This window comes from Algoriphagus aestuariicola (genome assembly GCF_017254835.1).
GTDB classification, from domain to species: Bacteria; Bacteroidota; Bacteroidia; order Cytophagales; family Cyclobacteriaceae; genus Algoriphagus; species Algoriphagus aestuariicola.
Map to the genome: position 1 here is coordinate 814,779 of NZ_JAFKCW010000001.1, position 12,668 is coordinate 827,446.

At 43.6% G+C, this 12,668-nt stretch carries 10 protein-coding genes; all 10 read left to right on the forward strand.

Going from position 1 to position 12,668, the window contains the following annotated elements:
* The first annotated feature begins 40 nt into the window (after positions 1-40).
* The 10 genes from J0A67_RS03430 (at position 41) to J0A67_RS03480 (ending at position 12,659) form a co-directional block, all read left to right on the forward strand.
* The gene (locus J0A67_RS03430) at positions 41-769 is read left to right on the forward strand and encodes a hypothetical protein (protein WP_206567866.1); all 729 of its coding nucleotides are present in this window, start codon (positions 41-43) and stop codon (positions 767-769) included.
* Positions 759-1,799, forward strand: a complete 1,041-nt coding sequence (locus J0A67_RS03435; RefSeq protein ID WP_206567867.1) for a hypothetical protein — start codon at positions 759-761, stop codon at positions 1,797-1,799. Before J0A67_RS03430 ends, J0A67_RS03435 begins: the two co-directional genes overlap by 11 nt.
* 1 nt (position 1,800) lies before the next feature.
* Positions 1,801-2,682: a glycosyltransferase gene (locus J0A67_RS03440; RefSeq protein ID WP_206567868.1), complete on the forward strand. Its 882-nt coding sequence runs from the start codon at positions 1,801-1,803 to the stop codon at positions 2,680-2,682.
* A gap of 27 nt (positions 2,683-2,709) precedes the next feature.
* Positions 2,710-3,801 carry a DUF1972 domain-containing protein gene (locus J0A67_RS03445; RefSeq protein WP_206567869.1) on the forward strand — a complete coding sequence of 364 codons (1,092 nt, stop codon included), beginning with the start codon at positions 2,710-2,712 and terminating at the stop codon, positions 3,799-3,801.
* A 92-nt stretch (positions 3,802-3,893) separates the two neighbouring features.
* On the forward strand, positions 3,894-5,477 hold the full coding sequence (locus J0A67_RS03450) for a capsule assembly Wzi family protein (RefSeq protein WP_317195040.1): 1,584 nt from the start codon (positions 3,894-3,896) through the stop codon (positions 5,475-5,477).
* 135 nt (positions 5,478-5,612) lie between these two features.
* Complete coding sequence (gene rfbA, locus J0A67_RS03455) at positions 5,613-6,497, forward strand: glucose-1-phosphate thymidylyltransferase RfbA (RefSeq protein ID WP_206567871.1); 885 nt, start codon at positions 5,613-5,615, stop codon at positions 6,495-6,497.
* 331 nt (positions 6,498-6,828) lie between these two features.
* Positions 6,829-7,686: a dTDP-4-dehydrorhamnose reductase gene (gene rfbD, locus J0A67_RS03465; RefSeq protein WP_206567873.1), complete on the forward strand. Its 858-nt coding sequence runs from the start codon at positions 6,829-6,831 to the stop codon at positions 7,684-7,686.
* 411 nt (positions 7,687-8,097) lie between these two features.
* Positions 8,098-9,402, forward strand: a complete 1,305-nt coding sequence (locus J0A67_RS03470; RefSeq protein WP_206567874.1) for a nucleotide sugar dehydrogenase — start codon at positions 8,098-8,100, stop codon at positions 9,400-9,402.
* An 81-nt stretch (positions 9,403-9,483) separates the two neighbouring features.
* Complete coding sequence (locus J0A67_RS03475; protein ID WP_206567875.1) at positions 9,484-10,290, forward strand: polysaccharide biosynthesis/export family protein; 807 nt, start codon at positions 9,484-9,486, stop codon at positions 10,288-10,290.
* An 8-nt stretch (positions 10,291-10,298) separates the two neighbouring features.
* On the forward strand, positions 10,299-12,659 hold the full coding sequence (locus J0A67_RS03480) for a GumC family protein (RefSeq protein WP_206567876.1): 2,361 nt from the start codon (positions 10,299-10,301) through the stop codon (positions 12,657-12,659).
* Positions 12,660-12,668 lie beyond the last annotated feature (9 nt).

Sequence of the window (12,668 nt, forward strand, 5' to 3'; positions counted from 1 at the left end):
AAGTGATTTGAAGACTAGGTTGACTACAGTCGTTTTCGCTATGTATGAGCGGAACGCCGCACTGAGGGAGGATGTGATCGCCTTCTTGGACTGGATTTCCCAAGAGTCGGATTTCGAGGTGTTTCTGGTCTATAACGGCGAGCTGTCTAATCTGGACAGGCTTCCCAGCAGTGTACGATGCATTCCAAATCCTACCCAAGGATACGATTTAAATTGCTACATCAGGGGTTTTTTGGAGGCTAGGCTGACTGGCAGAGCGAGATTTGTATTTCTGAACAATTCTGTTTTTATCTCAAATCCCGAGGTGTTCATGCGCACCATTCTCTCGATGAGCCGAAAGCTGGAAGACAGCCCATTTGTTGCCTTTAGTCTGAGCCATGAGATCAGAAAGCATTTCCAGTCCTTTCTGTTTGGGATTGATTTCACAGGCCATGAGCAGGTGATGGAGACGGTCACAGACACCTGTGTTCGGTATGACCGGGCCTTTACCCGGGAGGAAGTGATTGGACTTTTTGAGTTGAAAAGCTATGACTATGTGGTTAGGGATTTCAAGTTGGGCTTTTCTGTTTTGTTCCAGCCTGGTCTATTGACCAAGCTAAAAGGATACGCCGCTTTTTTGCTTCGGCTGGGATTTTTGGACAATATGCGGGGTCTGATCCATTTGGATAGGGTCAACTTCAGCCTTTTTCTCAAAAGTGACATCGAAAGGCAATTTGGATTCAGAAAGATCAAATCCACGACTGTATTAAACAAGCTGAATGAAAGTTAAGGACATCCATCTGACCAATTGGATTTTCTCTGTTTGGCCTTTGTTCCTGTTTGTCAGTCAGAAGGCGCTTCTTCCTTTGCAGTTTCTTTCTTTTTTGATTTTGAAGAAGGAAAAGCTCTTGGTCTACTTTCTGGTGTTCTTTTCCGCCTTTGCGTGTTTTTTGATGCTTTTCTGGATAAACAACTCGATGAAAAATGACTTCGGCTTTAGTCATTTTTTGGGATTTGTGTTGTTTGTCGTTTCGGTTGTCCTGATCGGGCACTCCTGTAGGATAAGTTTCGACTTGGATCTGAAATGGATCACGATATTCAATTTCGTATCCATCGTATTGGCAATTGTATTCTTTGTACTGAACCTCGATTTCAGCTTTTTTAGGGGCTTGAATTTCATCCGGGGTTCAGATGGAGCCATCCACCGGGTATTCATCGAGACTACCCCATTACTTATACTCAATGACTACAGCTTGTTCAAAAACAAGCTGCTCAACATCTTTTTGTTTTTGCTGACCTTCGTCTATGTTTTTGTACTGTGCAAGAGTTTTTTCATCATCATTTTCTTTGTATGGAGGCTGTGGGTTGACCATAGCGATTTGATAAAGAGAAAGTTCTGGTATTTCTTTCCGCTGATGTTGGTGGGGGTGGTTTTTATGGGCGTCGAGCTGGTGTCCTATGTGGTGAGAGCGGATCTTGCGTTGAGCATTGTGTTCAAATACAATCAACTGCTGGGTATTTTGGAGTTGATTAGCGGCGATTTTTTGTTTTTCGGGAGAGGATTTGGATTTGTTATTGAAGAATATGTCACGGATTTCAGCCAGCCCTACCAGATAGAGATGCAGCTTCCTATGCTGTTTCTCCAGTTTGGGTTGATTGGATTTCTCCTGTTTGCGACCTTTATTTTCTCGATCTTTTTTATCAGCGGAATACACAAGCCGCTGCAAAGCACCCTGATGTATTTTTCTGTAGGTTTTGTCAATCCCTGGTTGTTTTTGCCTATCTGGTTTTTGACCTGTTGTTACTTCTTTAGAAAATAGAATGTTGAAAATTGCCTTGATTTGTTCCCACAACGGGGAGGACTTTATAGCGCAGCAAGTCGAAAGTATAGCCAAACAGTCTTTGCCCGTGGATTTTATCATTGTGCATGACTACTTGTCTACCGATTCCACTCGGGAGAAGATCAAAGGCCTGAGCGAGACCTACTCCAATCTTTCTTTTGTTTTTTTCGACTTCGCCAAGTCGGCTTGCCATTCTTTTCTGAATTCGATAGCTGTAGTAAGAGAGGCGCAAGCCGGCTCGGACTATGTTCTTTATCTCTGTGATCAGGATGATGTCTGGACCTACAATAAAAATGAGCGGGTATATGGGGAGATTCAGGGAGGTGCGGAGTTCGTATTCCATGACGTGATCATCGCAGACTCAGACCTGAATCCGATCAAAACGTCTTTCTACCACAAGTTTTGGGAAGTTCATCGGGACTTTGTATTGCCCAGCTTGTTTTTGTCCAACTGTGTGATCGGTCACACGATCGCCTTATCCAGTGGTTTTTTGAACCAATTGGATCTGGACTTTGACGAACGGATCCCGATGCATGACTGGTATATTTCCTTGACGGTACTCCACCGGTCAGTTTCCTATAGTTTCATTCCAGAACAGCTTAGTTTCTATAGACAACATTCCAGTAATGTGCTAGGCGCTTCGCAAGCAAATCCCTTGTCGAAAATTAAGAAGTCCCATAGACATGGTAAGGCACTATTGCTCTATCAAGAATTTCTTTTGTCCAAAGGCTTTCCGACAACCACGAATCTGCTGAGACTTTTTCGCAATTCGCTTAGTCTGAGGCCATTCAGCAAATTGGGTTTTATAGTTCTTACCTTGACTTTTTCGTCGTATTTCAAGGCGACAAGACAGATCAAGTAGTCGCTCTCTCCAGAGCACGATATTAAAATGGCAAAACAAAAGTTAGCAATACTCGGTACAGTAGGCGTTCCGGCAACCTATGGTGGGTTTGAAACGCTAGTTGAAAATCTTCTGGATTTCCTCCCAAAGTTTTATGACATAACGATTTTTTGTGAAAGTCGATCCTATCCCGATAGATTGGAGAAGTACAAGAGCGCCAATTTGGTCTACCTCAGACAGAGGGCAAATGGAGCCAGCAGTATCTTGTACGACTCCATATCGCTACTCAAAACCTACAAGAATCAAGACTACATCTTGCTATTGGGCGTCTCGGGAGCTTTTATGGTTCCTTTGATCAAGCCATTTACACGTGCCAAAATCATCACTCACATAGACGGGCTGGAGTGGAAGCGTGAGAAATGGGGGTACTTTGCGAAGAAGTTTTTGAAGCTTTCGGAAGCCTTGGCAGTTCGCTTTTCCCACGGAGTAGTGGCGGACAACAAGCATATTCAGGATTATGTCCAAGAACAGTACCGGAAGAGCTCCTTTTTGATTGCCTATGGAGCAAACCACGTGGCTGCCGTCGCGCCGGACCATTATTTCAAAAAGTTTTCCTTTCTGGGTTCCCCATATGTATTTACTGTTTGCAGGATCGAACCGGAAAATAACGTGGAGATGCAACTCAAGGCATTCAAGGAATGTGAGATTGGAATGCCCTATGTCGTCGTGGGCAACTGGAACGCAAATGAATATGGGATGAAGCTTTATCAAGACTATTCAAAAGTCAAGAATATTATCCTATATAATCCGATTTATGAAATGGAGGAGCTAAATGTCCTCCGATCTAACTGTTATTTTTACCTTCACGGCCACAGCGCTGGAGGCACTAATCCCTCTTTGGTGGAGGCCATGTATCTAGGTCTACCCGTGATAGCGTATGGTGTGAACTATAACCGTGAGACGACCTTTGGCAAAGCAGTATATTTTGATGACTCTGAGGACTTAAAGAGGCTGCTGTTTGAGATTCGATCACTGGGTAGGGAAGAGATGGGGGAGGTGCTTTTTAAGTTAGCTAAGAAGAATTATTCTTGGCGGGCGATTAGCAAGAAATATGTCGCGATGCTGGAGTCATTTAGATGATTAACTTATGGATTAAGCGAGTAGCACTTTTTGTGTGCGGACTCTGCTGGGGCATTCAAGGGATTGGTCAAACAATACCTGCGGGATTCCCGGTGCTAGAAGAAGTTGCACGTAGGGAAAACTTGCTGGATCTGGGACATAAAAACTCTTCCTTTGCCCTCAGACCGGTGCGGATGCTGCAAGACGACGAATTCACGTCGACAGACTCATTTCCACAAAGGCGAAAGCATACAGACTTTTCCATTCTGCCATTGCTAAATACTACGATCTTTAACTCAGATCGCCCATTTGGCTGGGGTAACTCGGCCTTGCTCAATGGTGCAGGTTGGCAAAACCTTCTGTCTCCGGGAATTTTTGCCCGATTGTTCTTCTTGGAAATTCAGCTGCGTCCGGAATGGGTGCGGAGTCAAAACCAGTCATTTCAAGGTTATAAAGGGAATTTTTCAGACAATATGAATTCCGCAAGGTTCCGATACTGGAATTTTGGCGACAATCCAGAGTATTTCGGAGATGGCTATGGCAACTTCATTACGCCGGGACAGTCATACGTATCGCTGAATCTTGCGAAAATAGAAGCTGGCGTAGGCACCCAAAACATCTGGTGGGGGCCTGGGCAGTTTTCAAGCCTCATATTCTCCAACAATGCTCGAGGTATTCCCCATGCGTTTCTGAGAACTTCTGCGCCTATTAACATCGGAATCGGTCATCTCGAGGCTGAAATAATCGCTGGACGGGCGGAGGATTCGGGCATTCCACCAACCCAAGATGATGCACTAAACCAGCAATATTTTAGGTATTTTTCGGGTGACTGGCGATATGTGACTGGCTTTTCAGTAGCCTATCAACCAAAGTTCTTGAAAAACTTCTTCCTTGGACTTAACCGGACCTTTCAGCAATACGAGGAGGACGTGGAGGATAGTTTCACTGGCAGACTTCCTATTTTCGAAGCCTTCCAAAAAGAGAAATTTTTTGAAGATGGGCATACCGTCGTTTACGATGGTCAAGCCCAAGACCAGCAAGTGTCAGTGTTTTTTCGATTGAAGGCTCCAAAGGCAAAAGCGGAAATCTATGCTGAGTTCGGCAAGCATGACCACGCCTACAACTGGCGGGAATTCATCCTAAATCCTGAGCATGCCCGAGCCTATCTTTTTGGCTTCACCAAGTTGGTTTCCCTCCCCAAGTCTGATCAATACTTGCAATTTAGAGGTGAGGTTATTCAACAATCTGAGTCAGTTAACCGACATGTGAGATATCTTCAATTGGGGGTGTTGAATGCCAGTTGGCATACACACTATCAGGTCAGGGGATTTACCAATTATGGGGAGCCGATGGGAACGGGAATTGGGGTGGGGTCCAATGCGCAAATCCTAGAAGTCGCCAAAATTACCAGCCGGCAGAAATATGGACTATTACTGCAGCGTTTGGTAAACCACCAGGATTTTTATTATCTACTCTCAAGCGAAAAACCTGAGAAGAGGCCTTGGGTTGATTATAGTTTAGGTTTACTGTGGAATCAGCAATGGGAGCAGCTAGTAGTGAGTAGTAGTGCTCAGTTTATCCATGCCAGCAACTACCAATGGCAATCTGGAACAAATAGTAGCGTTGATTTCCCTAACAGCGAGGACAAACTTTCTTTTCAGGGACAGATTTCAATCATCTTTTTATTCAATAAATAGACGAATATCTCGTCTATAGATGCAATGAACCAATTGACTAGTTCTATTGGTTTAAAACACCGCTTAGCAAAACCGAAATTTATATCAAAAAGAAATGACTCAGAGGACGTCGTTCGTTCGCTCAAAATATACAATATGAAAGGAATCGTTTTAGCAGGAGGATCTGGTACTAGGCTGTACCCCATCACCAAAGGAACTTCAAAGCAGCTGCTCTCGGTGTATGACAAACCGATGGTGTATTACCCGATATCTGTGTTGATGTTGGCGGGTATCAGGGAGATCCTGATTATTTCTACCCCGGATGATTTGCCTAATTTCAAGAAGCTTTTGGGAGACGGAAAGGAATTGGGGTTGAGTTTTAGCTATGCAGAGCAACCCAGTCCAGATGGACTGGCTCAGGCTTTCATCATAGGAGAAGAGTTTATTGGTGATGATTCTGTTTGCTTGGTCTTGGGTGACAATATCTTTTACGGTCATGGCTTTACAGAACTCCTTAAGAAATCATTGAAAAATGTAAAGGAAGACGGCAAGGCGACTATTTTTGGGTATTATGTCAATGACCCCGAGCGCTATGGAGTTGCTGAATTTGATCGCAACGGAACGGTAATTTCCATTGAAGAAAAGCCAAAGGAGCCCAAAAGTAACTATGCGGTTGTGGGACTTTATTTCTATCCTAACTCGGTGATCCAAGTAGCAAAAACGATCAAGCCGAGCCATCGGGGGGAATTGGAGATAACGACGGTCAACCAAGTCTACCTCGAATCGAAAGACCTGATGGTCGAGCTCCTCGGTAGAGGCTACGCATGGTTGGATACAGGCACTCACGAGTCCATGCTGGAGGCGTCAAACTTTATCCACACCATCGAAAAAAGACAAGGACTAAAGGTTGCATGTCTGGAAGAAATCGCTTTTGAACTGGGATACATTGACGGCGATCAGCTTCTCGCACTTGCCGATCCTTTGAAAAAGAACGAGTACGGACAATATCTGATAAAAAAGGTCCAGCAGAAGAGGAAATAGGATTTATTAGAACCAAAAAAAAACCGATGTGGTGGAAATTGAGCCTCAGCTTTTGGAGACCAAAGAGAATGTTTTGCTGTCGGAAAAATGAGGCTTCGATTGGTTCTACAGGGATTTGTCCAAGGCTTTGTCAGCTTGTGTGAATCTGCAGTGGTCCACCACAAAGTTAACGATTGCAATTGTTCCCAATCGGATCGCGGAAATGGGTTTGGCAATCCTTTGCTAGATATTGATGGGGCTCTGAAAAAGGAGCCAATGAAGCTATCCGAGAAAGACAAGAGGCAGCCTCTTTTTGTATATGCACATCTTTTCACAACCAAAACAACATTGTATGAATAAAATATTGGTCACTGGCTCTAACGGGCAGCTCGGCTCTGAAATCAAATACATCGCGTCAAACTATTCCTTTGAATTTGTATTTACCGGTGCTGCCGAATTGGATATCACCGACAGGTCGGCGGTTTGGAGTTTTTTTCAATCCAACCAATTCGATGCAGTAATCAATTGCGCAGCCTATACTGCAGTTGATCGTGCGGAAACCGAAGTAGAGCGTGCGGACAGTGTCAATCACTTAGCCCCAAGGTATCTGGCAGAGGCAGCCAAAGAATTCAATTTGAAATTTGTCCATGTTTCGACGGATTATGTCTTTGACGGGGAAACCTTCCGTCCTTATTCGGAAGATTCAATTCCCAACCCGAAGAGCGTCTATGGATTGACTAAGCTAAAGGGAGAAGAAGCGATTCTGCAATCAGGACTTACCAATTCGGCTGTGATCAGGACCTCTTGGGTGTACAGCACATTCGGAAACAACTTTGTGAAAACTATGCTCAGACTTGGAGCCGAGCGTCCAGAGATCAACGTTGTGGTCGATCAGGTCGGCACACCAACTTACGCCAGAGATCTGGCAACGTGTATTTTGGATATCTTGCCGAAGCTGAGCAATTCCAAAACAGAGATTTACCATTTTTCAAACGAAGGGGTCTGTTCATGGTATGATTTTGCAAAAGCGATCATGGAAATGAAAGATCTCGTCTGTAAAGTGAATCCGATCCCATCGATCCAATATCCGACTCCGGCTAAGAGACCCTTTTATTCCGTGCTTGACAAAGCGAAGATCAAGTCTGACTTCAACGTGGAAATTGCCTATTGGAGAGACTCGCTAGCGCAATGCCTTCGGCAAACTAGCTAACAGATAGATATACAAATGGGATTGACTAAATTGATACTAACCCAATTTTTTAAGTATCGCCTACCGTAACGACTGATTTTTTTGGCAGGGGTCGTTCTAATTGGCGTAAACAAGAATTGCTGCAGCTGTACCGTCTTTCCTAATCTCCTAAAACTTCATTTTTTTTAAGCGCTTTTCTGTTACTTTTGCCACTTGAATAAAGTGAGCAAATAAAGTACTCATTTTTTACTCCGTCCAATGTTTAGTTAGTAGACTGATAATGAGTTGGATGGGGTTAAAGATGAGTTTTTCGGCATTTAGTCATCATTTTTCTTAGCTCTAATTTATAGCAAGGCTAAGTCATCATTGTGACCGAAAGGGCGAAGCTTTCTCATCTTTATCCACACTAATATTTATTCTTAAAATTTAGTCATGTTGACTCTAGTTCACGATACCAAGATTGCAGTTATCGGACTCGGATATGTCGGACTCCCACTAGCGGTAGAATTTGCCAAGAAATTTCCAGTCATCGGATTTGATATCGACCAAAGGAGAATTGCAGACCTTCATGCGGGAAAGGACTTCACTTTGGAGATAGAAGATGAGCTGCTGCAATCGGTGGTAGTACCCAAAGCACCCGCCTTAGGTGAGACTGGACTTTTTCCCACCTTTGATCCCGAATCGCTCTCAGATTGTCAGGTGTATATCGTCACTGTACCCACTCCAACTGATAAACACAACCGCCCAGTATTGACTCCAATGCTGAGGGCGTCAGAAAATATAGGGAGATACATCAAAAAAGGCGACGTTGTCATTTATGAATCGACTGTTTACCCAGGTGTGACCGAGGACGAATGCGTGCCTGTCTTGGAAAAGGTGTCGGGACTAAAATTTAACGAAGATTTCTTTGCCGGTTATTCACCAGAAAGGATCAATCCTGGAGACAAAGAGCATACCGTCTCCAAGATCTTGAAAGTGACGTCAGGAAGTACCCCTGAAGTGGCAGAGTATGTCGACCAACTTTATCGGCAGGTGATCACAGCCGGTACCCACAAGGCATCATCCATCAAAGTAGCGGAAGCGGCTAAAGTGATCGAAAACTCGCAGCGAGACATCAATATTGCGTTCGTCAACGAACTCTCCAAAATCTTCAATTTGCTGGGCATAGATACTCATGAGGTATTGGAAGCTGCCGGCACCAAATGGAATTTCCTGAAATTCAGACCTGGTTTGGTTGGTGGGCACTGCATCGGAGTTGATCCGTTCTATCTGGCGCAAAAAGCGCAAGAAGTAGGCTACCATCCCGAGATTATCCTCGCAGGTCGCCGCTTAAACGACAGCATGGGAAAGCATGTGGCCACAGAGGTGATCAAACTGATGATGCGTAAGGACCTCAAAGTGATTGATTCCAAGGTTTTGGTTCTCGGCTTTACTTTCAAGGAAGATTGCCCGGATGTGAGAAACACGCGAGTAATCGACATTTACAGTGAATTGAGGTCATATGACATGGACGTGGATGTATATGATCCATGGGCGAATCCGGCAGAGGTGAAGCATGAATACGGCATAGACATTATAGCCGGACAGCAAGCCCCTGAACTAGATGCATATTCCGCGGTCATTCTGGCTGTGTCACATAAGCAATTTGCAACTTTGGAAATCCAAAAATCCGCTGCACGGGTAGTTTTTGACGTGAAGGGTTTTCTGGATAAAAGCACAGTGGATGCCCGATTGTAATTTGAGACTTAGCCTGAGGCGACAAGTTTTTCTTTCGGCGAAAAATCACTTTCTTCACGCGAAATTTAAAAAAAACTAGTCATGTCAAAATATTCTATCAGTATTCTTGTACTTTTTTTGTTGTTTTTTTCTTCTTGTGTTTCCAACAAAAAACTAATTTATCTTCAAGATCTAGATTCCCAGTCTCCACAGGTCTTCTCAAGTGAAAAATTCCCCTACAAAGAGGAACTGTATCGCCTCCAAAATTATGATATCGTAGATATTACGATCAAAACAGCCAGCGAGGAGCTCAACAAAATATTCAGTATCGTCACGGGAGAGACCGAGAATACTAGTATGACTATGGGACAAAATGGTGGTGATCTATTTTATATGAACGGATACACCCTTGATGAACAAGGCAAAGTGGAAATACCCTTGGTTGGAGAGGTGACTTTGGTTGGACTGACGATGGAAGAAGCCAAAGTCTTAATTGAAGGGAAGGTCAAGCAATATGTGCCGGATGATTTTTTTGTGAGAGTGAGATTGGGAGGAATCAGATTTAGTGCTCTTGGGGAATTTAACTCGCCGGGCAAAGTTACCATTCTGCAAAACCGCGTTACCATTTTTGAAGCAATTGCCGCCTCTGGAGACATGAATACTATTGCCAAAAGAGATGAGATCACTATGCTTCGTCAATACCCGGATGGGTCGCAAATCCACAAAATCAACCTAAACGATAGAAATTTACTTTCTTCTGAGTTTTATTTCATCAGGCCAAATGATGTTATCTACGCGGAACCGCTAAAGGTGAGAGAAATAGGAGCAGGTACCAACTTTATCCAAACACTAGCTTTGATTACCTCGACAGTGTCGACCATTGCGTTAATAGTAACCTTAGTTCAATAACTTTCTTTATGAATTTTGAAAACAATGAGAATGATTTTTTGGTAGAAGATTCCTCTTTTGAGTTAAAAACCGTCTATCGAAAGATCGTCCAGAAATGGATGTTTATTGCCGCATCTATTCTCATTTGCCTAGTATTAGGATGGTTCTATACAAAGATTTCCAGCCCACTTTATCGGGTAAACAGCTTGTTTTTCATCAAGGAAAAAGAAAGCCCTTTGGCGATTTTTGGATCTCCTTCACTTATAGAAAATTCCGGAATGGGGCTTCAAAATGAAGTGATCATTCTTAAGTCCCGCCCTGTAGCTTTGAGAGTACTTCAAAAACTTGACTTTCAAGTGGAGTACTTCAGGGAGGGCTCTTTTTCCAATACGGAAATCTATGTGAATACCCCAATCGTCGTAGAGGTCGACTGGAAAAATGCCCAGACCATAGACGGTCACATTAAAATTTCTTGGACTAATGATTCGGACTTTGATTTGGCCTTTACCGACGAAGCATACAACAAGCTTTTGCCCGACGGCAGCAAGGTTTCCTTTGGGTTTCAGCCCGGGCCTATTATGGGAAAATTCGGCGAATGGCTCGAAAACAACGAGCTAAAAATCCGCGTGTTGAAGGTTTCGGCGGATTCGGAAGGATCGATTTTGGTGAAATTGAGAGACCTGAATTCGCTGTCTAGGTCTTATGCAGGATCGCTGAGCGTGGAACCGTACGAGCGAGGCGCTTCGATTATGCAGCTATCGCTGGTTTGTTCGAACCTTAACAAGGGAGAGATTTACCTCAACACCCTAATGCAGACGGTAATGGAGATGGAGCTCGAGCAGAAAAATATCTCTGCGAGCAAAACTGTTGACTTTATAGACTCCCAAGTAGCGGGTGTTGCGGACTCATTGAGATTTTTTGAAAATCAACTTCAGGATTTCAGATCGGCCAATAAAATTTATAACCTAAGTTCGGAAAGTAGCTCCGTATATGAACGACTCGTTGAATATGAAAATCAACTAACCCAAGAGAGATTTAAGAGGAATTATTACCAGAATCTTAAGAAATATCTAACCAGTGAAAATTATTCCGAGGTAATTGTTCCCTCGGGTATCGGGATCGAAGATCCTTTTCTAAATGGACTGATCAAAAACCTTTTGGAGCTTCAGTCTGAAAAATCCAGGATGCTGGCTACCCAGACTGAAGCGTCTCCTGCCGTAGTAGAAGTGAACAGGAAGATCTCGGACTTGAACAGGTCCATCATTGAGAATCTGGAAAATGTGGATTTCAATTCCCAGACTTTAATGACCGACATTCAAGACCGGATTTCAGAAATCGAGCGGTCCTTTAAAAGTTTGCCCGAGACAGAACAAAACCTCATTCGGATTCAACGAGAGTTTTCCCTCAGTGAAAATATCTACAACTTCCTTATGGAAAGGAGGGCTGAGGCGGCAATATCCAAAGCATCTAACGAGGCAAATAACAAGGTCGTCGAAAATGCTAAAGAAGGCATCCAGATTAGTCCGACACCGGTAAAGAACTATTTGATTGCGCTGATGGTGGGCTTTTTCGTACCGGTGCTGCTTATCGTAATTAGCGAATTATTTCGGACAAAAATTGAGGATGCCCAATATTTGGAAAACAAGCTTAAAATTCCACTCTTGGGTACCGTTCTGAACAACAAGGCGGATACCGAGCTAGTAGTTTTTGACAAGAGAAAGTCAGGGATTTCTGAATCGTTCAGGTCTCTCAGGGCCAACATGAAATTCGTATTGCCGAAAGGCAAACAGTTGACCTTTTTGGTGACCTCCACGATTTCAGGAGAAGGAAAAACATTCTGTGCGATGAACTTGGCTTCCGCTTACAGTCTTACTGGCAAAAAGACAGTCTTGGTAGGCTGCGATATGAGAAAGCCCAAGATTTTTGCAAGCTTTGACTTGACAAACGAGACGGGCCTTTCGTCCTACTTGAGCAACCAAGTCGACACCTGGCAGGAAATTGTGACAAGTACGAAATTTTCAAATCTAGATATCATTGTTTCTGGTCCGATTCCTCCCAATCCGGCTGAGCTTCTGTTTACCGAGAGATTTGAGTTTTTGATAAAGCAACTCAAGCAGGAATATGATGTGATTATTCTCGATACGCCTCCCGTAGGCCTTGTGAGCGAGACATTGGATATCATGGGAATGGTAGATTGCAGTCTTTTTGTGTTTAGGCAAAACTTCTCCCAGCGGGCTTTTGTCGATGCAGTGAATGGCCTAAAGACCAACAGAGGGCTTAAAAATATCTTTGCTGTTTTCAATGGAGTCGATTCTACCAATGTGACCTATGGCTACGGTTATTCATATGGGTATGGCTATGGCTACTATGATGAAGAGAAGAAGAAGTAAATACTGAAA